Source organism: Thioclava arctica, assembly GCF_040892615.1.
GTDB lineage: Bacteria > Pseudomonadota > Alphaproteobacteria > Rhodobacterales > Rhodobacteraceae > Thioclava > Thioclava arctica.
This window is the reverse complement of record NZ_JBFRYC010000002.1, coordinates 297,220-318,299: the sequence shown is the minus strand read 5'-3', so window position 1 is coordinate 318,299 and position 21,080 is coordinate 297,220. Positions and strand designations below refer to the sequence as shown.

Annotated in this window: 22 protein-coding genes and 2 tRNA genes; 13 read left to right on the top strand and 11 right to left on the bottom strand. The window is 61.2% G+C overall.

Annotation, left to right across the window (positions count from 1 at the left end; all coding sequences use genetic code 11):
* The first annotated feature begins 1 nt into the window (after position 1).
* From kduI to AB4874_RS04310, 6 genes are read left to right on the top strand one after another with little or no spacing between them, the layout of a single operon-like run.
* Positions 2–826, top strand: a complete 825-nt coding sequence (gene kduI / locus AB4874_RS04335) for a 5-dehydro-4-deoxy-D-glucuronate isomerase (RefSeq protein WP_368391070.1) — start codon at positions 2–4, stop codon at positions 824–826.
* The gene (gene kduD, locus AB4874_RS04330) at positions 823–1,566 is read left to right on the top strand and encodes a 2-dehydro-3-deoxy-D-gluconate 5-dehydrogenase KduD (RefSeq protein ID WP_368391069.1); all 744 of its coding nucleotides are present in this window, start codon (positions 823–825) and stop codon (positions 1,564–1,566) included. Before kduI ends, kduD begins: the two co-directional genes overlap by 4 nt.
* A complete protein-coding gene (locus AB4874_RS04325) occupies positions 1,556–2,980 on the top strand; it encodes a mannitol dehydrogenase family protein (protein WP_438273437.1) in 1,425 nt (474 codons plus the stop codon). The genes kduD and AB4874_RS04325 overlap by 11 nt, the downstream gene beginning before the upstream one ends.
* The gene (uxuA, locus tag AB4874_RS04320) at positions 2,980–4,170 is read left to right on the top strand and encodes a mannonate dehydratase (RefSeq protein ID WP_368391068.1); all 1,191 of its coding nucleotides are present in this window, start codon (positions 2,980–2,982) and stop codon (positions 4,168–4,170) included. Before AB4874_RS04325 ends, uxuA begins: the two co-directional genes overlap by 1 nt.
* Positions 4,163–5,686, top strand: coding sequence for a UxaA family hydrolase (locus tag AB4874_RS04315; RefSeq protein ID WP_368391067.1), 1,524 nt, complete (start codon positions 4,163–4,165; stop codon positions 5,684–5,686). The genes uxuA and AB4874_RS04315 overlap by 8 nt, the downstream gene beginning before the upstream one ends.
* Positions 5,683–6,558 carry a sugar kinase gene (locus tag AB4874_RS04310; protein WP_368391066.1) on the top strand — a complete coding sequence of 292 codons (876 nt, stop codon included), beginning with the start codon at positions 5,683–5,685 and terminating at the stop codon, positions 6,556–6,558. Before AB4874_RS04315 ends, AB4874_RS04310 begins: the two co-directional genes overlap by 4 nt.
* 22 nt (positions 6,559–6,580) lie before the next feature.
* On the opposite strand, the gene hisA is transcribed toward AB4874_RS04310, so the two are convergent.
* Positions 6,581–7,300, bottom strand: coding sequence for a 1-(5-phosphoribosyl)-5-[(5-phosphoribosylamino)methylideneamino]imidazole-4-carboxamide isomerase (gene hisA, locus AB4874_RS04305; RefSeq protein ID WP_295531776.1), 720 nt, complete (start codon positions 7,298–7,300; stop codon positions 6,581–6,583).
* A gap of 162 nt (positions 7,301–7,462) precedes the next feature.
* On the opposite strand from hisA, the gene AB4874_RS04300 reads away from it, so the two are divergent.
* Positions 7,463–7,852, top strand: a complete 390-nt coding sequence (locus AB4874_RS04300; RefSeq protein WP_295531773.1) for a DUF2147 domain-containing protein — start codon at positions 7,463–7,465, stop codon at positions 7,850–7,852.
* Here the strand turns inward: AB4874_RS04300 and AB4874_RS04295 are convergent, their stop codons facing one another.
* Genes AB4874_RS04295 through hisB form a run of 3 tightly spaced genes read right to left on the bottom strand, consistent with a single transcriptional unit; the run spans position 7,853 to position 9,743 of the window.
* Entirely contained in the window at positions 7,853–8,521 is a 669-nt protein-coding gene (locus AB4874_RS04295) for a Dph6-related ATP pyrophosphatase (RefSeq protein WP_368391065.1), read from the bottom strand. It lies immediately after the preceding gene.
* Entirely contained in the window at positions 8,518–9,156 is a 639-nt protein-coding gene (gene hisH / locus AB4874_RS04290) for an imidazole glycerol phosphate synthase subunit HisH (RefSeq protein WP_368391064.1), read from the bottom strand. Before hisH ends, AB4874_RS04295 begins: the two co-directional genes overlap by 4 nt.
* The gene (hisB, locus tag AB4874_RS04285; RefSeq protein WP_368391063.1) at positions 9,156–9,743 is read right to left on the bottom strand and encodes an imidazoleglycerol-phosphate dehydratase HisB; all 588 of its coding nucleotides are present in this window, start codon (positions 9,741–9,743) and stop codon (positions 9,156–9,158) included. Before hisB ends, hisH begins: the two co-directional genes overlap by 1 nt.
* A 153-nt stretch (positions 9,744–9,896) precedes the next feature.
* Between hisB and AB4874_RS04280 the strand changes: the two genes are divergently transcribed.
* On the top strand, positions 9,897–10,103 hold the full coding sequence (locus tag AB4874_RS04280) for a hypothetical protein (RefSeq protein ID WP_368391062.1): 207 nt from the start codon (positions 9,897–9,899) through the stop codon (positions 10,101–10,103).
* A complete protein-coding gene (locus tag AB4874_RS04275) occupies positions 10,076–10,303 on the top strand; it encodes a hypothetical protein (protein WP_368391061.1) in 228 nt (75 codons plus the stop codon). The genes AB4874_RS04280 and AB4874_RS04275 overlap by 28 nt, the downstream gene beginning before the upstream one ends.
* A gap of 142 nt (positions 10,304–10,445) precedes the next feature.
* Here AB4874_RS04275 and AB4874_RS04270 read toward each other — a convergent pair.
* From AB4874_RS04270 to AB4874_RS04245, 6 genes are all read right to left on the bottom strand, one after another.
* A tRNA-Gly gene (locus AB4874_RS04270) sits at positions 10,446–10,520 on the bottom strand.
* Between the two features lie 20 nt (positions 10,521–10,540).
* Positions 10,541–10,615 (bottom strand) — tRNA-Gly (locus tag AB4874_RS04265).
* 136 nt (positions 10,616–10,751) lie between these two features.
* On the bottom strand, positions 10,752–11,513 hold the full coding sequence (locus AB4874_RS04260; RefSeq protein WP_368391060.1) for an ABC transporter permease: 762 nt from the start codon (positions 11,511–11,513) through the stop codon (positions 10,752–10,754).
* Positions 11,513–12,301 (bottom strand): ABC transporter ATP-binding protein, encoded by a 789-nt coding sequence (locus AB4874_RS04255; RefSeq protein ID WP_368391059.1) that lies wholly within the window; start codon positions 12,299–12,301, stop codon positions 11,513–11,515. Before AB4874_RS04255 ends, AB4874_RS04260 begins: the two co-directional genes overlap by 1 nt.
* A 62-nt stretch (positions 12,302–12,363) precedes the next feature.
* The gene (locus AB4874_RS04250) at positions 12,364–13,377 is read right to left on the bottom strand and encodes an ABC transporter substrate-binding protein (protein WP_368391058.1); all 1,014 of its coding nucleotides are present in this window, start codon (positions 13,375–13,377) and stop codon (positions 12,364–12,366) included.
* 180 nt (positions 13,378–13,557) lie between these two features.
* A complete protein-coding gene (locus AB4874_RS04245) occupies positions 13,558–15,468 on the bottom strand; it encodes a 5'-nucleotidase C-terminal domain-containing protein (protein ID WP_368391057.1) in 1,911 nt (636 codons plus the stop codon).
* A gap of 217 nt (positions 15,469–15,685) precedes the next feature.
* Here AB4874_RS04245 and nudC point away from each other — a divergent pair, with 217 nt between their 5' ends.
* The gene (gene nudC, locus AB4874_RS04240; protein ID WP_368391056.1) at positions 15,686–16,699 is read left to right on the top strand and encodes an NAD(+) diphosphatase; all 1,014 of its coding nucleotides are present in this window, start codon (positions 15,686–15,688) and stop codon (positions 16,697–16,699) included.
* A gap of 46 nt (positions 16,700–16,745) precedes the next feature.
* Positions 16,746–17,219, top strand: coding sequence for an SRPBCC family protein (locus AB4874_RS04235; RefSeq protein WP_368391055.1), 474 nt, complete (start codon positions 16,746–16,748; stop codon positions 17,217–17,219).
* Between the two features lie 12 nt (positions 17,220–17,231).
* Here the strand turns inward: AB4874_RS04235 and AB4874_RS04230 are convergent, their stop codons facing one another.
* Positions 17,232–18,101, bottom strand: a complete 870-nt coding sequence (locus AB4874_RS04230; protein WP_368391054.1) for a prephenate dehydratase — start codon at positions 18,099–18,101, stop codon at positions 17,232–17,234.
* Positions 18,102–18,389: 288 nt separating this feature from the next.
* On the opposite strand from AB4874_RS04230, the gene AB4874_RS04225 reads away from it, so the two are divergent.
* Both AB4874_RS04225 and AB4874_RS04220 read left to right on the top strand, forming a co-directional pair.
* The gene (locus AB4874_RS04225; RefSeq protein WP_295531734.1) at positions 18,390–18,944 is read left to right on the top strand and encodes a c-type cytochrome; all 555 of its coding nucleotides are present in this window, start codon (positions 18,390–18,392) and stop codon (positions 18,942–18,944) included.
* Between the two features lie 254 nt (positions 18,945–19,198).
* Positions 19,199–21,061 (top strand): extracellular solute-binding protein, encoded by a 1,863-nt coding sequence (locus AB4874_RS04220; protein ID WP_438273443.1) that lies wholly within the window; start codon positions 19,199–19,201, stop codon positions 21,059–21,061.
* Positions 21,062–21,080: the final 19 nt, after the last annotated feature.

The window sequence follows — 21,080 nt, the reverse complement described above, 5'->3', positions numbered from 1 at the left end:
AATGCTGAGCGTCGAAACCCGTCACGCCATCCATCCCGACCACGCCCGCAGCATGGGCACGCAAGAGCTGCGTCAGCATTTTCTGGGCACCGGTCTGTTTGCGCCCGGCGAGATCCGGCTGATTTACACCCATTACGACCGCTTCACGCTGGGCGGGGCTGTGCCGAATGGGGCGCCGCTGACGCTCGATCAGGTGGCAGAAACCAAAACCGCCACCTTTCTTGAGCGGCGCGAATTGGGGGTGGTCAATATCGGCGGGCCGGGGCGCGTTTCGGCGGCGGGAGAGACCTGGGATATGGGGCGCGGCGATGTGCTCTATCTGGGGATGGGCGCGGGCCCTGTGACATTTGAGGGCGCGGGGCGGTTCTATCTTGTGTCCGCCCCCGCCCATCGCGCCTTCCCCCACCGTTTGATCAAACTTGCCGAGGCCAAGCGCGTCGAGATGGGCGAGGCGGCGACCTCGAACAAGCGTGTCATCAACCAGTTCATCCACCCGACCGTCATGGAAAGCTGCCAGTTGGTGCTGGGCTATACGCAATTGCTTGACGGGTCGGTCTGGAACACGATGCCTGCCCATGTCCATGATCGCCGGATGGAGGCCTATCTTTATTGGGGTATGCAGCCCGAGGCGCGTGTCCTGCATCTGATGGGCGAGCCGCAAGAAACCCGTCATCTGATGATCGCCAATGAAGAGGCCGCGATCTCGCCGCCGTGGTCGATCCATGCGGGGGCGGGAATTGGCGAATACACCTTCATCTGGGCGATGGCGGGCGACAATGTCGATTACACCGATATGGATTTCGTCCAGCCGGCAGATTTGAAATGAGCGCGTTTTCTCTATCAGATCGGCGCGCGCTGGTGAGCGGTGCCAATACCGGAATCGGGCAGGCGATTGCCGTCGCTCTTGCCGCTCAGGGGGCGCGCGTCACTTGCGCGGGCCGCCGGGCCTGTGATGAGACGGTCGCGATGATTGCGGCGCGGGGCGGTATGGGCGAAACCCTGACGCTTGATTTTGCCGATCCGATGGCGGCGCGCGATGTCTTTGCGGGGCAGGGCTATTCGATCTTGATTAACAATGCCGGGATCATCCGGCGCGCCGACAGTCTGGAGTTCACCGAGGCCGATTGGGACGCGGTGATGGACGTCAACCTCAAGGCGTTGTTTTTCACCACGCAAGCCTTTGCCAAGGCCGCGCTGGACGAAGGAAACACCCCTGCGGCGGTGGTCAATATCGCCTCGTTACTGTCGTTTCAGGGCGGCATTCGCGTGCCCTCTTATACTGCGTCCAAACATGGCGTGGCGGGGCTCACCAAGATCTTGGCCAATGAATGGGCGGCCAAGGGGATCAACGTCAACGCCATCGCGCCGGGCTATATCGCGACCAATAACACCGCTGCGTTGCGCGCCGATCCCGCGCGCAACGACGCAATCATTGAACGCATTCCCGCCGGTCGCTGGGGCGCGCCCGAAGATATCGGTGGCACTGCTGCGTTCCTGTGTTCCCCCGCCGCGCGCTACATCCATGGCGCGGTTCTCAATGTTGATGGAGGCTGGCTTGCCCGCTGATCGAATGACCCGCGTAAACCCCGCCCCCAAGGCCGGTATCGTGCATCTTGGGCTTGGCGCGTTTTATCGCGCGCATGGTGCGGTATATACCGCCAAGGCGGTGGCGAACTCGGGCGGTGATTGGGGCATTGTCGGGGTGTCGCTGCAATCGCCCACGATGCGCGACGCGCTGGCGCCGCAGGGCTTTGCCTATAGCGTGTTGCTGCGTGGCGCGGCTAGCGACGAGGCGCAGCGCATCGAGATCGTGCGCGATGTTCTGGTGGCGCGCGAAGACCCCCAAGCGGTGCTTGAAGCGGTGGCCGATCCTGCGATCCGTATCGTGACGCTGACGATCACCGAAAAGGGCTATTGCCACGCGCCCGCAAGCGGGGCGCTCAACCCCGATCACCCCGATATCGTGCATGATCTTAGCCATGACCTGCCGGTCTCGGCGCCGGGCTATCTGGTGCGTGCGTTGCAAATGCGGCGCGCACGCGGGCTTGCGCCTTTCACCGTTCTGAGCTGTGACAACCTGCCCGAAAACGGGCCGATGCTGCGCGGTGTGGTGCTGGATCTGGCGCGCCGGATCGACCCCGCGCTTGCCGATTGGATTGCGGACGAGGGGCGCTTTCCCGCCACGATGGTGGACCGGATTGTGCCCGCCACCAAACCCGAAGACATCGCGGGTCTTGAGGACTTGACGGGCTATCATGACGCCGCCCCGGTCGCGCCCGAACCCTTTAGCCAATGGGTGATCGAGGATGATTTCGTAGCCAACGCCCGCCCGGATTGGGGCGTCGCCGGGGCCGAGTTGGTCGCGGATGTGACGCCGTATGAGCATATGAAGCTGCGCATGCTCAACGGCACCCATTCCGCGCTGGCCTATCTGGGCTATCTCGCAGGCCATGAGACGATTGCAGATGCGATGGCCGACCCGGAGATGGCGCGGTTTGTCCGGCATCTGTGGCAATCCGAGATCATTCCCGTGCTGACTCCGCCGCCGGGCGTGTCGCTATCTGAATATGCCGAGGCGTTGGCCGCACGCTATGCCAATCCCGCGATCCGTCATCGGACGTGGCAGATCGCGATGGATGGCAGCCAGAAACTGCCCCAGCGCATTCTTGGCACGGTGGCGGAAACGCTGGCGGATGGTCGGACTTGTCCGGGGCTGATGCTCGCGATTGCGGCGTGGATGCGCTATGTCGGCGGCGTGGATGAAACGGGCCAGCCGATTGAGGTCAAAGACCCGCTGGCGGCGCAATTGCGCGGGCTTTCGGACAGTGCTGAGACGGCCAGCGGCAAGGTTGCAGCGCTGCTATCCTTGCGCGCGGTGTTCTCTGATGCGCTGGCCGCCAAGCTGCAAGAACCGGTCACGCAGGCCTATGAAACCTTGCTGGCAAAGGGTGCGCGCGTGGCTGTGCAGGAGGTGGCGTAATGATCGAAAGCTGGCGTTGGTATGGCCCCGAGCTAGACGCGATTACCCTGCCCGAGATCGCGCAGACCGGGGCGTCGGGAATCGTCACCGCTCTGCATGAGATCCCTTATGGCGAGGTTTGGCCGCGCGAAGCAATCGCTGCGCGGCGCGCCCTGATCGAGGCGGCGGGCATGCATTGGCATGTTGTCGAGAGCTTGCCGATCCACGAGCGCATCAAACGGGGCGATGGCGATCTGACACAGCTTTTCGCCAATTACCGTCAGTCGATGGCCAATCTGGCCGCCGAAGGGATCACCACGATCTGCTACAATTTCATGCCGGTGCTGGATTGGACGCGCACGGATCTGACCGCGCCGCTTGCGCGTGGCGGGACTTGCCTGCGCTTTGAGGCCTATAAAATGGCCGCGTTCGAGATCCATATGTTGGGCCGTGCAGGGGCGCAGGACGATTACGCGCAGGACGTGCGCACCAAAGCGGCGACATGGTTTCAGGCCAGCTCTCAGGGCGAGCGCGAGGCGCTGCTGCACGCGATCATGTCGGGTCTGCCCGGCGCGTTTGATCGCTACGATATTGCCGGGTTGCGCGCCCAGCTTGCACTGTATGACGGGATCGGGCGGGCGGAAATCCGCGCCCATTACAAGCGCTTCCTGAACGAGGTGATCCCGGCGGCCGAAGAGCTTGGTCTGCGCTTTGGCGTGCATCCAGATGATCCGCCGCGCGACATTTTGGGCCTGCCGCGCGTGGTCTCCAACGAAGAGGATATCGCATGGATTCTGGACGCCTATGACAGTCCGGCCAATGGTCTGACGCTTTGTTCCGGATCGCTGGGGGCGAACCCGCAAAACGATCTGGTGCAGATCGCGCGCCGCTTTGGCGAGCGCATCCATTTCGTGCATCTGCGCAATGTGCGCAAAGAGAGCGATGGCAGTTTCGAAGAGGCCGCCCATCTGGAGGGCGATAGCGATCTGGTCGCGCTGATCGACGCTTTGCTTGCGCAAGAGGGGCACCGCCGCGCGACGGGGCGGCGCGATTGTGCGCTGCCCTTCCGCCCCGATCACGGCCATGCGCTGCTTGACGATGGCGCGCGCAACGCGTTTCCGGGCTATCCGCTGATCGGGCGGATGCGCGGGCTGGCGGAATTGCGCGGCGTGATCGCGGGACTAAAGGGGCGCGAAGGTGCCAATGGCTGAGCCGATCATCTTGCACCCCGACGACACGGTCGCGGTTTTGCCGCTGCGTGCCGCAGAAGGTAGCTGTCCGCTGGGCAAAGGCGCGCCGCTGTCCCATCCCGTCGCGGCTGGCCACAAGATCGCGCGTGTCGCGATGGCTGCGGGGGATCCGGTGATCAAGTTCGGCCAGTTTATCGGGCGTGCCAGCCAGCCGATTGCGCTTGGCGCGCATGTCCACACCCAGAACTGCACCTTTGGCGATCACGATCAAAGCCACCAGATCGGGGCCGATTTGGCGCGCGCAGAGGCGGCAATTCCACGCGATCAACCCGCGCGCCGCTTTCGCGGATATGCGCGCGCGAATGGTCAAGTTGGCACGCGTAATTTCATCGCGCTCTGTGCCACGGTCAACTGCTCGGCGACGGTCATCAAACGCGCCGCGTTCGAGGCCGAAACCGAGGGGCTGCTGGAGCCCTATCCCAATGTCGATGGGATCGCGGCCTTTGCCCATGGAACGGGCTGTGGCATGGCTGCGACAGGGCTGGGCGCGCAGATCCTTGAACGCGTGCTTTGGGGGCATGCGACCCATCCCAATGTCGGGGCCGCGATCTTTGTCGGACTGGGCTGCGAGGTCATGCAGATCGCGCGGATGCAGGCACATTTCGGTGATGCGGGCCGGGAACGCCTTCACGCGCTTACGATTCAAGAGACCGGAGGCACGCGCGCCACGATTGACGCGATCAAGGCTAAGATCCGTGCGATCTTGCCGCAGGTCAACGCGACCGGACGCAGCGATTGCCCGGTTTCAAGCCTGCGCATCGGGTTGCAATGCGGCGGCTCGGACGGGTTCTCGGGGATCACAGCAAACCCGGCGCTCGGTGTGGCCTCGGATTTGATCGTGGGGCAGGGGGGCGGTGTGATCTTGTCAGAAACCCCCGAAATTCACGGTGCCGAAGACCTGCTGTTGCGCCGCACCACGCCAGAGGTCGCGCGTCGTCTGATGGCCTGTCTCAACTGGTGGGAGGGCTATGCCGCGCAAGGGGGCGGGTCGATGGATAACAATCCCAGCCCCGGCAACAAACAGGGCGGCATCACCACGATCCTTGAGAAATCGCTCGGGGCGGTGGCCAAGGCCGGGGCGACACCGCTGCGCGCGTTTTATGACTATGGTGAACGGGTCAGCGCAGCGGGGCTGAGTTTCATGGACAGCCCCGGCTACGATCCGGTCTCGGCGACGGGGCAGATCGCGGGCGGCGCGCAGATCGTGGTCTTTACCACCGGGCGCGGCTCTGCGTTTGGCTCCAAGCCCGCGCCGACGTTGAAACTGGCGACCTCGGATGCGCTGATGCGCGCGATGCCCGATGATATGGATATCGGGTGTGGCGATATCTTGTCGCAAGGCGTGCCAATCGCGCAAAAAGGGGCGGAGATTTTCGAGGCGATCCTGAGCGTGGCCTCGGGGACGCGGAGCAAATCGGAAGAACTGGGCCTTGGTGATAACGAGTTCCAACCTTGGCAAATCGGAGCAGTGATGTGAGCAAGAAAACCGTCATCGCCTGCGTGGGTGAGGCAATGGTCGAGCTGTCCTTTGACCGTCCCGGACAGCAGATCAGCTATGCTGGCGATACGCTGAATACGGCTGTCTATCTTTCGCGCAATATCGGTGCGGCGGCGCAGGTCGGCTTTGTCAGCGTGCTGGGGGGGGATGCGGTCTCGGACCGGATGCGCGGGTTTATCGCCGCGCAGGGCGTGGATTGCGCGCGCATCACCCGCCACCCCACGCGCCTGCCCGGCCTCTACGCGATTGCGCTGGATGGGGCGGGCGAGCGCAGCTTTTCCTATTGGCGCGATCAATCCGCCGCGCGCACGTTGTTCGAAGACGGCTTTGCCCAGCTTGAGGGCGCGGATCTGATCTATCTGAGCGGCATCACGCTGGCGATCTTGCCGCCCTCGATCCGCATCGCGCTGTTGGAGCATCTGGCCGGGCATCGCGCGCAAATCGCCTTTGATTCCAATTATCGCCCTCGGCTGTGGGAAGATGTCGCCACCGCAAAGGCCACGATTGAGGCTGCTTGGCGTGTCGCTGATATCGGTCTGCCGTCGCTGGATGATGAGATGGCGTTGTTTGGCGATCGCGATGGTGCGGCGGTGCGCGCGCGCCTGAACGGCTGGGGGCTGAATGAGGGGGCGCTGAAACGGGGCGAGCAAGGCCCTTTGCCGCTTGATCCCAACTGCGCGACGCCGACGGTTTCGGCAGCCGAAAAGATTGTCGACACTACTGCGGCGGGTGACAGTTTTAACGGCGCGTGGCTGGCGGCCTATCTGCAGGGGGCGTCGCAAACCGACAGGTTGCTGCGCGGCCATGCCCAAGCGCTCAAGGTGATCGCCCAGCCCGGCGCGATCATCTAAGCGGGGCAGGGCGCTGGCCGCCTCAGGCTTTCAGCGCGGCCAAAGCCGTTTTCAGATCAAGCGCCCCGTCATACAGCGCACGGCCTGAAATCGCGCCTGCGATCACGCCAGTGTCGCGCAGCGCGATCAGGTCGGGCAGGGATGACACGCCGCCCGAGGCGATCACGGGAATGTCGACGGCGCGTGCCAAGGCCTCGGTCGCGGCGATATTGGGCCCGCCCATCGCGCCATCGCGCAGGATGTCGGTGTAGATGATCGCCGCAACGCCCGCGTCTTCAAAGCTGCGCGCGAGGTCGGTGACCATCACGTCGGTCTCTTCGGCCCAGCCTTTGGTCGCGACTTTGCCATTGCGCGCGTCGATGCCGACGGCGACCTGACCGGGGAAAGCGCGCGCGGCCTCGCGCACCAGATCAGGGTTTTCGACTGCGACGGTGCCAAGGATCACGCGGGCAAGGCCGCGTTCCAACCAGCGTTCGATTGTGGCCATATCGCGGATGCCGCCGCCCAACTGCGCGGGCACTTTGATGCGCGCCAGGATGGCCTCGACCGCGGCGGCGTTGACCGGTTCGCCCGCGAAGGCGCCGTTCAGATCGACCAGATGCACCCATTCGCACCCCGCCGCCTCAAAGCTGGCCGCTTGCGCTGCTGGATCATCGCCAAACACGGTCGCCTTATCCATTTCGCCATGCAGAAGGCGAACGCATTGCCCGTCTTTCAGGTCGATCGCGGGATACAGGATCATCGTGGCTCTCCATCGTTTTGCGCCTCATGCCACGGCGCGGGGGCGCGGGGCAAGAGGGGGACGCGCGCATAGGCCAGATTGACGCGGACGTCACGTCAGGCTTGCCCGGAATCAGGGGCCGTGGCCAGATGGGTGAGAACGGTAAAAGGGAGGAGATTTACCATGAAGACACTGATACTGGCAGCGGCCGCAATGGCGCTGAGTGCGGGGGCGGTTCTGGCCGACCCGATTGAGGGCATGTGGAAGACCCAGCCCGATGCGGGCAAGTTCGCCTACGTCACGATCAAACCTTGCGGTGCGGCGTTTTGTGGCAACATTACCAAAAGCTTCGATGCGAAGGGGCAAGAGGTGAAGACCGGCAACGAGGGCAAGGAGATCGTCATCGACATGGCGCCCAAGGGAGGCGGCAAATACGAGGGCAAGGTCTGGCGCCCCTCCAACAACAAAATCTATCTCGGCAAGATCAAGGTGCAGGGCAGCGCGATGGCGCTGGCTGGCTGTGTCGCGGGCGGGCTGTTCTGCAAATCGCAGGATTGGCAGCGCGTGAAGTGATCAGCTGAGGCTGAGATCGGCAAAGGCGAAACCGTCACGCAGCACGGTTTCGCCGACCGCCACCTTGATCGGGGCGTCAAAGATCGGACCTGCCGAGACGGCGGTGTGAAACTCGCCATTCTCGCCGCAGGGATCGACGCCTTCGGGCAGGTCGGCCAGTAGGTTCGCATCGAATTTGCGCCCCGCGAAAGAGGCGTCAAGTTTGGACGGGTCGACCGTAACCAGATGGGTTTCAAACCCCAGCGCGATCATCTCGCGGGCCAGTTCATCTGTCGGGCGGCCCCAAAGCGGGAACAGCGCGGTAATGCCAAGCGGTTCCAGTTTCGCGATCCGGTAGTCGCGCACATCTTCCAGAAACAGATCGCCAAACACCATTGTCTCGACACCCAGCGCGCGGACTTGATCCATCGCTGCCGCCATGCGCGCTTCGTAATCGTCGTTCGAGCAGGGCCAGGGCAGCGGCACTTCGATCAGAGGCAGGCCAGCCGCCGCCGCCTGAGCGCGCAGGATGGCGTTGCGCGTGCCATGCATCGCGACGCGGTCAAACGCCTCGTTGGTGGTGCACAGCAGCGCGACGATATCGGCCAGCCCTTCGCTGCGACAAACATGCAGCGCCATCGCGCAATCTTTGCCAGACGACCAGCTGAGGACCGCGCGCGGCAGGCTCATGGTTTCCAGCCGAGAAAGTTCGCGATCAGGCGCAGCCCGGTGGCTTGCGATTTCTCGGGGTGGAACTGCGTGCCCACGACATTGCCGCGCCCGACAATGGCCGTGATCGGACCGCCATAATCCACATGGGCCAGCAGATCGGCGCGCTCGGCCACATTGAAGTGATAGCTATGCACGAAATAGGCGTGATCGCCCGTTGCGATGCCTTCGAGCACCGGGTGGGGCGTGTCGATCACCAGATCGTTCCAGCCCATATGCGGCACTTTCATCGCGGGATCATCGGGGGTGATCTTGACCACCTCGCCGGGCACCCAGCCGAAGCCTTCGGTTTCTTCGAACTCCAGCCCGCGCGTCGCCAGCATCTGCATGCCGATGCAAATGCCAAGGAAGGGGCGGGATTTGATGGTCACGGCCTCTTCGATCGCCTCGGCCAGCCCTTTAAAGCGGTGCAGCGCGGCGCGGCACGACGGGTAGGCCCCATCGCCGGGCAGCACGATGCGATCCGCGCGCGCCACGACGTCGGGTTCCGAGGTTACGACAATCGTGCCATGCCCGGTCTCGGCAGCCATGCGGTGAAACGCCTTTTCCGCCGAATGCAGGTTGCCGCTGTCGTAATCAACCAGCGCCGTCAGCATCAGAGCGCCCCTTTGGTCGAGGGCAGGCTGTCGGCCATGCGCGGGTCGGCCTCCACGGCCATGCGCAGCGCACGCGCGACCGATTTGAACGCCGCCTCTGCGATGTGGTGCGAATTGAGCCCATGCACCCGGTCGACATGCAGGGTGATGCCGCCATGGGTGGACAGCGCCTGAAAGAACTCGCGCACCAGTTCGGTGTCAAACGTGCCGATCTTGGCGGTGGGCATGTCACAGTTCCATACAAGGAACGGACGCGCCGACAGATCGAGCGCGGTGCTGATCTGCGCATCATCCATCGCCAGCGCGAAATGCCCGTAGCGGCGAATGCCACGCTTGTCGCCAAGCGCCTGGGTCAAAGCCTGCCCCAGGGCGATGCCCACATCCTCGACCGTGTGGTGATCGTCGATATGCAGATCGCCCTTGGCGCGGATGGTCATGTCGATCAGCGAATGGCGCGACAGCTGGTCCAGCATGTGGTCGAAAAACCCGACGCCGGTCTGGTTGTCATAGGTTCCCTGACCATCAAGATTGATCTCGACAGAGATATCGGTCTCGGCAGTGGTGCGGCTGATCTTGGCCTTGCGCATCGGGCGGCTCCTTGTTGCTGTCTGCCTTATAGGCTGGTGCAAAGAGGTTGTTAAGCGTTTGTCCTTTAAGTTCCGTCTCGCGCTGGTTTCTTTAGGCGGTTTTGAACGGAACCTGCTCTTATCTAATGCATATATCTGAACGCGGAACCGATGATGAAGGTTTTGATTTTAGAAGAGGCCGGGCCGGACATTTTGGTCGTGCATCAAATTCTGTATCTTCAGGGTTGCGATGTCGTTTCGGTCGACACCGTGCCCTGTACAAGGAAAGAAGTGCGGGTGAAAACGCTTGATCTGCTGATTCCAAACCTCTTTCCCTATGCTCACGCGGTGAAGTGGAAAGTGCGCTTTCGGCGGCGGTGAGTGCGCAGTTTCGCACCCCGGATCTGGTGACGAGTTTGCTCTCAGAAAGCGAATTGTTTTCGCAAGGAGAGCTGTTTTCGATGCTCTCGCCGCTGCGCTGCGTTTTGCGCCGCCCGGTTAAGGTCGATGATCTGGCCGAGATCGCGACGTATTTCTTGGACAAAGGCGCGGTCGGTTGCGCACCAAGCCCGGGCTCCTGATATTTGTGCCCAGTACCTGCTCAGTCCACAGTGCGGCCGCTCGTCGCTTGAACAGTCGGCGCAGCCATCTCGTGTAACTGGCTGATGTCCTGTCGCAGCGTCTGAAATGACAAAGACCTCCCCGAAGGGAGGTCTTTTGTTTTGGAGCGGGCGAGGCGATTCGAACGCCCGACCCTAACCTTGGCAAGGTTATGCTCTACCCCTGAGCTACGCCCGCATCCTTGGGTATGTCTGAACTGGAGCGGGCGAGGCGATTCGAACGCCCGACCCTAACCTTGGCAAGGTTATGCTCTACCCCTGAGCTACGCCCGCATACCGGTTCAGTGGTCGCGGATTTAGGGGATCGCGCGCGCCGCCGCAAGAGGAAATTCATCGCGGATGACAATTTTCGGATTTTCCGCGGGCGAGCAGGGCTGAATGGCACGGATTCTCCAGCGCACCGTTTTCCTTAGCTTGCGGGGCGCTCGGCCCAGCCGGCAAAAACCTTCTCCAGCGCCACGACCGCGTAATACAAAACGATCCCAAGGAAGGCGAGCGCGATGAGCACCGCAAACATCAGCGGGTAATCGCCATTGGTCGCGCCAGATTGAAACAGCGATCCCAACCCCTTGCCATGGGGCGAGATGATTTCCACCAGATTGGTGCCGATGAAGGCCAGCGTGACCGAGACTTTCAGCGCGCCGAAAAACTCGGGTAGGGTCTTGGGCAGGGCGATCTTGCGGAAAATCGTCAGCTTTGAGGCCCCAAGCGCGCCCAGAATGTCGCGGTATTCCGGTTCTAACGTGGACAGGCCGATCCCGACCGACACCGCGATTGGGAAGAACGAAATCAGGAACGCCATCAGAACGGTGTTGAAATCATGCGCCCCGATGAACAGCAGCGACAGTACTGGCACCAGTGTCGCCTTGGGGATTGCGTTGAAGCCGACCAGCAGCGGATACAGTGCGTCACGCGCGGTCTTGGAAAACCCCATGACCATACCCAGAAACGTGCCAAACACCACCGCAAGCGCCAGCCCTGCCACCGTGCGCCACAGCGTTTGCCAGCTGTCGATCAGGAACAGTTTCCAGTATTTCTCATAGGCGGCGGGCAGATCGGACGGCGAGGCCATGACGTAATTGGGCCAATTGTTGATCCAGACGATGAATTCCCACAGCACCAGAAAGGCCACGACAGACAGCAGCGGCGTTGCGATTTTCTTCCAATCCATCAATGCACCCCCTCGTCGCGCCCTTGAGCGATGCGAATTTGATCGCGCAGAAGATGCAGCATATCCACGGCCTTGGGTTCATACAGAATGTCGATGCTGCGGTCGCCGGGCAGATCGACATCGAGCACATATTGCGTGCACGCCGGACGGCCTGACAGCACGACCACCTGATCGCCCAGAAACACGCTTTCGCGCAAGTCATGGGTGATCAGAACGGCGGTAAAGGGTTCGGCGGCACGCAGGTCGCGCATCGTCTGCCACAGGTCTTCGCGGGTGAAATTGTCAAGCGCGCCAAAGGGTTCGTCCATGATCAGCACTTCGGGCTTATGCACGATCGAGCGGCACAGGCTGGCGCGCTGGCGCATCCCGCCTGACAGTTCCGACGGGCGCTTATTCTCGAATCCCTTCAGGCCCACCATCTCCAGCAGATGCTCGGCGCGCGCGATCTTATCGGCGCGCGCCATACTCGGCGCGACGATTTCCAGCGGCAACATCACGTTTTCCAGAATGCTGCGCCATTCCAGCAGGACCGGGTTCTGAAACGCCATGCCGACGGTCTTGCGCGGGCTCGTGACCTTTTCGCCATGCAAGAACACCTCGCCCCGATCGGGTTTCATCAACCCTGCCACCAGCCGTGTCAGCGTGGATTTTCCGCATCCCGAGGGGCCGACGACGGCGCAGAACTCGCCCTCGGGCACTGACAGATTAAGCCCGTCCAGCACCGGAAGGGGGCCGTGTTTCGTCTGATAGGCGTGCGTAACGCCGCGAATGTCGATGAGCGTGTCCATGAACCTGCCAAACAAAAAAGTGGGGACGAACGACGGGAGGAGCCGCCCGCCCCCGGGGAGGATCAATCGATTTTCAAGCTGCCATCGGTGGGCAGATAGCTGCTGTCGAAATACACGCTCGCATCAGGGGTATGCGTGAATTCATAGACCAGTTTGGTTTGTTCGATCGCGGCGTCCATGCGGGCAGGATCGATGCTGCCGATCCCGTGTTCCTTGACGAAATCGGTCAGAACATTGGCGTCGATCGCCATTTGCAGACGCTCGGTTTCCAGCGCCTTATCGGCAGCGGGGTTGCGTTTGATCAACGCATCAACCGCCTTGCCCGGATCAGCAATCGCGGCCTTCCAGCCCTCGGCGGTGGCCTTGATGAAACCGGTGATCTCGTCGGGATGGGCCTTGGCGTAATCGGTGTTCACAATGATCGCATTGCCATACAGCGCCACGCCATAATCGGCCATCAGCAGCACCGATTGCTGATCGAGCGGCACGCCAAGACGTTTGAGGTTGAGCGTCGAGGAGAACGAGAAGCCGGTCACCGCATCGACCTTGCCCTCGGCAAGCATAGGCTCGCGCACCGGAAAGCCCACCGGCTCGACCTTGATCTTGGTGATGTCCAGACCGGTCTCTTTGGCGAAGATCGGGAACTGCGCCCATGCGCCATCTGGCGGCGGCGCGCCCAGAATTTTACCTTCCAGATCCTTGGGCGCGTTGATACCTAGATCCTTGCGCCCGACTACCGCGAAGGGTGGCTTGTCATAGACCATCATCACCGCCGTGACCGGCGCGCCGGGGTTTTGGTCGAGGAATTTCATCAGTGAGTTGATATCGGCAAATCCCACCGGATAAGCACCGGTGGCGACTTTCGGGATTGCATCGAGCGACCCTTTGCCCTCGGAAATCTCGACATCCAGCCCAGCAGCCCCATACAGCCCGTCATCAATGGCCAAGAAATAGGGTGCAGACGGCCCCTCGAATTTCCAGTCCAGTGCAAAAGTTATCTTGGTTTCGCCTTGCGCAAGCGCTGCGCTGAAAGTGAATGCGAGCGTGGCGATTACGGCAGATTTGGGGTGAAACATTGCAATCCTCATAGTCAATATCGTGGTCAAAACAGGCCATTCAAACTGATCCTGCGCACAATGGGGCTTGGCGAAAGCGAATTGGGGGCGGGTCCCTGCGCCGCCATGTCGATCACGGCGAACTGATGGAATTGTGGGCGATATGATGTGCGGTTGCTCATTTTTAATGCACAGAAGGGTTCATAGGGCGAGTTTGATCTGCAAAAAGCCGTCATCGTCTAATCCCATCGGGGCTACATCCAGCCCGGTGGCCGTGAGTTGGGCGAGGTGGTTGATCGCGTCAGGTGCGGTGCGGAAGATCACGCTGGTGCCCGCCATCGGGGCAAATCTCCAATTCCGTTGGGCTGCGATCTGCAGTGGCTTTGAGCCGCGAACTTTGTGGAGCAGCAAATCGCGGATTTTGATGGGCTGCTTGGACAGCGAAACCTGGCGTCCGCAGATGCCAAAACGTCCGCCTTGCGCAAGTCGGTAGCAGTTGGTCAACACAAGGAAGCGTTGCGCATCCGCGACGGGGTGGCCCTGATAGCACAGCGCGCGGATGCGTCCCGGGCCGGTGTGGCACTCAATCCCTTCAAGATCATAGCGCGAGGGGCGGCTGATATCGATTTGATAGCTTACGCCGGAAATGACATCGAAATTGTAGCTGGGACAGCCTTGGTTGCGCAGCCAATGCCCCTGTGTTCCCGCCGGGATCTGGTGGAAAATACGGCAGGCTTGTTCGAGCCATTTGCGCAGATCGGCCCCGGTAATTTCAATCGCAGCCAGCGTGTTGTTGAACAGGTAGAGGTCGTCAATATGATTGATTCGTAGCGGTCCCGGCGCAATCGAGACATAATTGCTTGGCCCGTGCCGCCCCCCCGCCTTGAACGACGAGGTGGCGCATAAAAGCGGCAGTTCGCCCTCGGGGGTGCCGGCCAGAACCCGACGGGCGAAATCGGTTTTGATCTGCGCAAAAAGCGTGAGGATCGGGTCTGGTCCCAGCAGCGCGAAATAGCTGTGCAAGGGCGTTTCCAGCGTGCCGATTTCACGCCGAATATGGGCTAGCGTGCTGTGATGGGCGTGTTTGCTTGCGGCGATGACGGCGGGGGCCTCAATGGCGCGGGGTTTGCGCAATTCGGCAATGTGGCGCGCGATACGCCAAGGGCCGTCCGCCTCTTTTTGTAGGGTCAGGTCAAGCACGCCCAGATGGCTGCCGTATGACCCGGAATTGAGCGCTGGTTTGCCGTGCAACGTCGCTTGGATCGGGTCCACACCCTCGATCGCAGGCCATTCTGGACCAGGAAAGGTTAGGTGGTCATGCCCGGCCAAAATTACGTCGATCCCGTCAACTGCCGCAAGCGCGAGGGCGCAATTTTTGGCCCCCCCCTCAAGCGGTCCGTCCAGGTTTGGCGGCGCGATCCCGGTATGGGCCAGCGCGATCACCAGATCAGGCTTGGCCGCTTTGATCACGCGCATCTGCGCGCGCGCCGCTGTCAGGCTGTCGCCAAAGAAAAACCCGTCGACTCCCTCGCCTTGCACGAGTGAATCGGGCTGCTTGGGCAGGAAGCCAATGACTGCGATGCGCAAAGACTGGCGCGCCCCGGAGCTATCGCACATCTCGCGTTTCAGCATTACCCAAGGCGGCAACGATAGCGCGGGATGGGCGCTTTGGGCGTCCGGAGACAGGATGAGATTGGCGCTGACGATCGGGAAATGCGCGGCCAGAAGCGCGTGATTGAGTTGATCCAGACCGAAATCGAATTCGTGATTGCCCAGCGTGCCCGCATCATAGCCCACCGCATTCATTGCCGCGATCATCGGGTTGACACGTTGGCGGTTGGGGCCGGGGGATTCCCCCCAAAGCTGGGTCAGCGGGGTGCCTTGCAGAAAATCGCCAATGTCGAAAAGCAGACAATTTGGTATTTGGCGGCGCGCCTTCGCGATCTCATTGGCAAGCGCGGCAAGCCCCGCACCATGGTTGGTTTTATCGGTGAAATAGTCATAGGCGCGCACATGACCATGAAGATCCGTTGTCTTAAGCACACGGATCGTGAGCGTCACCGTCTTCGCACAGGTCTCAACCTGCGGCGCCTCAAATGGCAACCCTTCCATCTCTATCCCCTCACCGTATTTGCACGGCTTCTTGCGAGCGCTCGTTAGCCGAGCTAGCTTCGCCTTCGATTCTACAACCTATGGTAGAAAGCACATTCGAGCTAGAGGTAAAATTGATTGTGCTATTTTTGCGCAGGGCTCTGGATCGCAACACGCCCCCGTGACTGGTCAAGCCTACGTCAATATGGGAAGAATCCGCGCAAAAGGAGCCCGCGCCATGCCCAACGACTACGTCCCCATGCCAGATTGGCGTGATGATCTGCCTGCCTTCAGTGGCGCCAATGGGCTGGACCGCGATGACCAGTTACGCCGCGATCCTCAAGGCTTGAAACACTTGCGCGCGCAGCCTGACACCCGCGTCTTGCCAATCTGGCGAGGCAGGGTGTTGCTGAGCCCCGAAGGGTTGGGCCTGCTGCCCCCCGATCACGCGCTTTTCGCCACCCTCGCGGGCCCCGAGATTTATCTGGGCAGGGTTTCGGATGGCGTTCTGGGCGCAAGCGAGGCGGCGGGGGCGTTTTTTGCGCGCGATGTCTCGGCGTATGAGCCACAGGAATCGTTGCCCGAGGGCGGCGTGTCTTTCGACGCCACCGAGCTGGGCCACCCGAGCCTGCCAGACAGCCATGGGTTCACCGAGTTGCGCGGCGCAATGGCGCGCCTTGGCCCGCTTGAGGCGGAACTGGCAGCCACCGCGCGCGCGATGTTTGAATGGCACCGCTCGCACCGGTTTTGCGCCGTTTGCGGCGCGCCAAGCGATCTGAAGGATGCGGGCTGGCAGCGTCGTTGTGCCACCTGTGGGGCCTCGCATTTTCCGCGCACGGATCCGGCTGTCATCATGATGATAACAAAGGGAAACCGCCTGTTGCTGGGGCGGTCTCCGGGTTGGCCTGAGGGGATGTATTCCACGCTTGCAGGGTTCATGGAGCCCGGTGAAACGGTTGAAAAAGCGGTGCGCCGCGAGGTGGCCGAGGAAACCGGCGTGCAGGTCGGTGCGGTGCGCTTTATCGCCTCGCAGCCTTGGCCATTTCCGTCCTCACTGATGCTGGGCTGTCATGGCGAGGCGCTGAGCGAGGAGATCACCGTCGATCCCACCGAAATCGAGGATGCGATGTGGATCACCCGCGAGCGGCTGTTGGATGTGGTGGCAGGGCGTGACGCGGTAATTTCTCCGCCACGCGTTGGCGCGATTGCGGGCTGGATGATGCGTCAGTGGCTTGCGGATCGTTTGCTTTAAGGCCAGTTTGCGCGCCGAGCGTCGGCACGAAGTGAGGATAAACGGTATGAAATTTTCCACCCGCAAGGATATCGCGGCCCCGGCCGAGTTTATTTTCGACCGGTTGGCAGATTTCAGTTCGTTCGAGCGTGTCGCGCTGCGCCGTGGGATCACACTCAAGCGCCTTGATACGCTGGCGATCCCGGGGGCGGGCATGTCGTGGGAGATCGGCTTTCGCTTTCGCGGGCGCGAGCGCCAGATGATCACTGATCTGGCCACCTTTGAGCGCCCCGAGGCGCTGGTTTGCCTTGGCACGTCAACCAGTTTTGAGGCGCGTCTTGAGATGTTGGTCACCGAGTTGTCAAAGACCCGCACACGGATGCAAACCGCGCTGGAGGTCAGGCCGCGCACCTTGGGCGCGCGTCTGATGGTGCAATCTGCCAAGCTTGGCAAAGGCAATCTGGACCGGCGTTTCGACGAGCGCGTGGGCCATTTCGCCCAAGACTTAGAACGGCAGGCCGAAAAAACTGCCCGCGCCTAGCCACGACCGTCCTCAGCGCTTGCGACGCGGATCGGCCGGGTAGACGCCCAGGATTTCGAGATAATCGGTGAAATAATCCAGCTCTTCGAGCGCGCGCGCAAGGGCGGGATCATCGGGATGGCCCTCGACATCGGCATAGAACTGCGTGGCGGTGAAATTGCCGCCCACCATGTAGCTTTCGAGCTTGGTCATGTTCACGCCATTGGTCGCAAACCCGCCCATCGCCTTATAAAGCGCGGCAGGAATGTTGCGCACGCGAAACACGAAAGTGGTCATCATCAGCTCGCTGCGCCGGGTCTGATCGGCGGTTTTGCCCATGATCAAAAAACGGGTGGTGTTATGGGCGTTATCCTCAATGTGGCGGGCCAGAATATTGAGCCCATAGGTCTCGGCTGCCATATCCGATGCCAGAACCCCGATTGTGCGGGTCTGTGCCTGCGCCAGTTCCGCAGCCGCCCCCGCGCTATCGGCCGCCGGTTCGCCGCGAATGTTGTAGCGCGCCAGAAAACTTGCCGCCTGCGGAATCAAGACCAGATGCGCGCGCACTTTTTCCAGCTCTTCGATCTGCACGCCGGGCAGGGCCATCAGACTGATATGGACGCGCACAAAGGCCTCATCCACGATGCGCAAACCGCTTTCGGGCAGCAGGCGGTGAATATCGGCGACTCGCCCGTAGGTGGTATTTTCCACCGGCAGCATCGCCAGATCCGCCGCGCCGCGTTTGACGGTGTCGATCACGTCCTCAAAGCTGCGACAAGGCACGGCCTCAAGATCGGGGCGGGCGTCGCGGCAGGCCTGATGCGAATAGGCTCCCAACTCCCCCTGAAAGGCGATGCGCCCATGGGGCGGGACGCGCGATCTGCTGCTTTGGTTGTCTGACATCACGCAATTCCTTCGCTTCGGGTCCTTCGCTTCGGGTCCTTCACAGCGGGCGCTTTCGCCTTGGCCCCTTGTGCCCAAACTGGTCCAAACTGTGCCTAGCCCGGCTTGCCCACAAAGAAAAGAGGGCTTGGCCGAGCCGGCCCGGGCCCTTTGGTGCAAACAGGTTGGCGCAGTCAAAGCAGGGCCGACACAATGAAAATCCGATCACGGCAAGTAAAGTTCGCTTGATTTTCCACGCCCCAACCGGGTAGATGCAAGAGACAAAGACGACATATCCAGGGACGGAAAATGTTCAATACGATGACCCTCACCAAGCTTGCTGGCGCGCTATTGGGCGCTTTGCTGTTTTTTCTCTTGATGGCTTGGGCGTCGAGCGCTCTCTATCATGTCGGCGAGTCCGAAGACCACTCGGGTGGTGAACACGAGGCGGCAGCGGCGGGCACCATGATGTCCGCAGCGCCCGGCGATTTGCTGGCAACCGAGGGTGACGCGGCTGCCGAGACAGAGACCAAAGCTGAAGAAACCATCGTTCTGGGCGATGGCGATGCTGGCAAGGGCGCGAAGGTCTTTGGCAAGTGCAAGGCCTGCCACAGCGTCGAAGGCAAGAACGGCGTTGGTCCGCATCTGGATGGCGTGATCAATCGCGCAGTTGGCTCTGTGGCCGATTTCAACTATTCCGATGCGATGAAATCGCATGGCGGCGAGTGGACGCTTGAGGCGATCAACGCTTATCTGGCCAACCCCAAAGAATATGTTCCCGGCAACAAGATGTCCTTTGCGGGTCTCAAAAAGGCCGAAGACCGCAATGATGTGATCGCCTATCTGCAAGAACACACCCAATAAGGCGCGTTTTTTGCGATCTGTTATCAGGGCCGTTCCCGCCGGGAGCGGCCCTTTCACATTCGCGCGCGCCGCCTTACAGTTTCGTAACTTGCCCACCGGGGTGTTGGACCGCTAGCGTGATCAAAAGGCGGCCCCTGAGATGTGCGACAACAAGGTGGGAGTGTAGAGTGAAAGCGCGTGTAGCGGTGAGAACGAATGAGATAACGCATCAAGACCGGATTGCAGGCAGCGCGCTGGCGCTGATCGCGGGGGCTTTGATCTGGGTCGGGCTGGCATTTGGCGCACATGCGCAGGACACCGCCACACAAGACACCGCGACGGCCACGACACCTGCGGATGCGTCTGGGGATGTGGTCACCACTTATGGCATCGCCACGCTGGGATCGCTGAAATACCCCGCCGATTTTGCCAATCTCGATTACGTCAACCCGGACGCGCCCAAGGGCGGAGAAATCTCGGAATGGGCACCTGGCGGATTTGACAATTATAATCCCTATTCAATTCAGGGCCGCGCGGCCGCTTTGGCCTCGGCGCCGCTGGAATCGCTGATGGAGGGCACGGCCGATACGGTGGGCGAGTTATACTGTCTGTTGTGCAAAAGCCTGCAATACCCCGCCAGCAAGGATTGGGTAATCTTCACCCTGCGCGACGGGATCAAATTCTCGGATGGCTCGCCTCTGACCGCCGACGATGTGGTATTTTCCTATGAACAGTTGCGTGACAAGGGGCTCAGCTCATTTCGCGCGGTGATCGCTCAGCAGGTCAAATCCGCCGAGGTGATCGACCCCAGCCATATCAAATTCACTTTCATGCCCGATTATCCGCGCCGCGACATCATTCAGGCCGTTGGCGGGTTGCCGGTATTCTCCAAGGCGCAGTTCGAGAAAGACAAGATCGACCTGTCGCAGACCTCGGATGTGCCCTTCATCGGCTCGGGGCCCTATATGTTTGACGCCGCCAAGGACAACCGCACGGTGTCTTGGAAACGCAACCCGGACTATTGGGGGGCAAATTTGCCAATCAACAAAGGGCGGGCCAATTTCGACCGTATTCGGATCGAATATTACGGCGATTACCAATCGGCATTTGAGGGCTTCAAGGGCGGCACCTACACGTTTCGCAACGAGGCCAGCTCCAGCATCTGGGCCAATGGCTACACCTTCCCGGCGGTGGAAAAGGGCGAGGTCGTGAAGGCCGAACTGCCCGATGGGAATATCGCCTCGGGACAGGCGTTCGTGATCAACCTGCGGCGGCCAAAATTCGACGATATCCGGGTGCGCGAGGCGCTGGGGCTGATGTTCAATTTCGAATGGTCCAATGAGACGCTGTTTTACGGGCTATATGACCGGGTCGAAAGCATCTGGGAAAATTCCGATTTGCAGGCGCAGGGCAAGCCTTCGGCTGCGGAACTGAAACTCCTTACACCTTTGGCGGGCGATCTGCCTGCGGGGATATTGACCGATGATGCGGTCGTGCAACCCCTTTCCGGCAAGCGCCAGTTGGACCGCAAGAACATGCGCAAAGCAGCCAAACTGCTGGAGGATGCAGGCTGGATCGTGGGCAGCGATGGGATGCGGCGCAACGCCAAGGGCGAGACATTGAGTGTTGCGATCCTTAATGACAGCCAGACTTTTGACCGCGTCATCACCCCCTATGTGCAAAACCTGCGCGCACTGGGGATCGATGCCAAGATGGAGCGCGTGGACGACAGCGAATTCACCAATCGCGAGCGCAGCCATGATTTCGATATGATTACTGCTCATCTGGGTCAGGACTACATTCCCGGATCGAATCTGCAGCAGTATTTTGGCTCGAAAAGCACCGATGATGTGTTCAACAAGATGGGGCTGCAAAACCCGGCCATCGACGCGCTGATCAAGCTGGTCGAGCAGGCCAAAACCCATGATGAACTGGAGCCGCGCGTGCATGCGCTGGACCGCGCCCTGCGCAGCCTTCGGTTCTGGGTGCCGCAATGGTATAAACCCAGCCACACGGTCGCCTATTACGACATGTATGAGCACCCCGCAGCCCTTCCGCCCTATTCTCTGGGAGAGCTGGATTTCTGGTGGTATGACGCCGAAAAGGCCAAGAAACTGAAAGCGAGCGGCGCTCTTTAAGGCCGCGCGCACCAACGAG

Coding starts and splice junctions, on each gene's coding strand:
- hisB (WP_368391063.1), bottom strand. CDS start 9,743: ATGCGCAAGGCCAAGATCAGCCGCACCACTGCCGAGACCGATATCTCT.
- AB4874_RS04230 (WP_368391054.1), bottom strand. CDS start 18,101: ATGTCAGACAACCAAAGCAGCAGATCGCGCGTCCCGCCCCATGGGCGC.
- hisA (WP_295531776.1), bottom strand. CDS start 7,300: ATGATCCTGTATCCCGCGATCGACCTGAAAGACGGGCAATGCGTTCGC.
- AB4874_RS04300 (WP_295531773.1), top strand. CDS start 7,463: ATGAAGACACTGATACTGGCAGCGGCCGCAATGGCGCTGAGTGCGGGG.
- AB4874_RS04260 (WP_368391060.1), bottom strand. CDS start 11,513: ATGGATTGGAAGAAAATCGCAACGCCGCTGCTGTCTGTCGTGGCCTTT.
- uxuA (WP_368391068.1), top strand. CDS start 2,980: ATGATCGAAAGCTGGCGTTGGTATGGCCCCGAGCTAGACGCGATTACC.
- kduD (WP_368391069.1), top strand. CDS start 823: ATGAGCGCGTTTTCTCTATCAGATCGGCGCGCGCTGGTGAGCGGTGCC.
- AB4874_RS04315 (WP_368391067.1), top strand. CDS start 4,163: ATGGCTGAGCCGATCATCTTGCACCCCGACGACACGGTCGCGGTTTTG.
- hisH (WP_368391064.1), bottom strand. CDS start 9,156: ATGCTGACGGCGCTGGTTGATTACGACAGCGGCAACCTGCATTCGGCG.
- AB4874_RS04235 (WP_368391055.1), top strand. CDS start 16,746: ATGAAATTTTCCACCCGCAAGGATATCGCGGCCCCGGCCGAGTTTATT.
- AB4874_RS04245 (WP_368391057.1), bottom strand. CDS start 15,468: ATGGAAGGGTTGCCATTTGAGGCGCCGCAGGTTGAGACCTGTGCGAAG.
- AB4874_RS04225 (WP_295531734.1), top strand. CDS start 18,390: ATGTTCAATACGATGACCCTCACCAAGCTTGCTGGCGCGCTATTGGGC.
- AB4874_RS04250 (WP_368391058.1), bottom strand. CDS start 13,377: ATGTTTCACCCCAAATCTGCCGTAATCGCCACGCTCGCATTCACTTTC.
- AB4874_RS04295 (WP_368391065.1), bottom strand. CDS start 8,521: ATGAGCCTGCCGCGCGCGGTCCTCAGCTGGTCGTCTGGCAAAGATTGC.
- AB4874_RS04280 (WP_368391062.1), top strand. CDS start 9,897: ATGAAGGTTTTGATTTTAGAAGAGGCCGGGCCGGACATTTTGGTCGTG.
- AB4874_RS04255 (WP_368391059.1), bottom strand. CDS start 12,301: ATGGACACGCTCATCGACATTCGCGGCGTTACGCACGCCTATCAGACG.
- nudC (WP_368391056.1), top strand. CDS start 15,686: ATGCCCAACGACTACGTCCCCATGCCAGATTGGCGTGATGATCTGCCT.
- kduI (WP_368391070.1), top strand. CDS start 2: ATGCTGAGCGTCGAAACCCGTCACGCCATCCATCCCGACCACGCCCGC.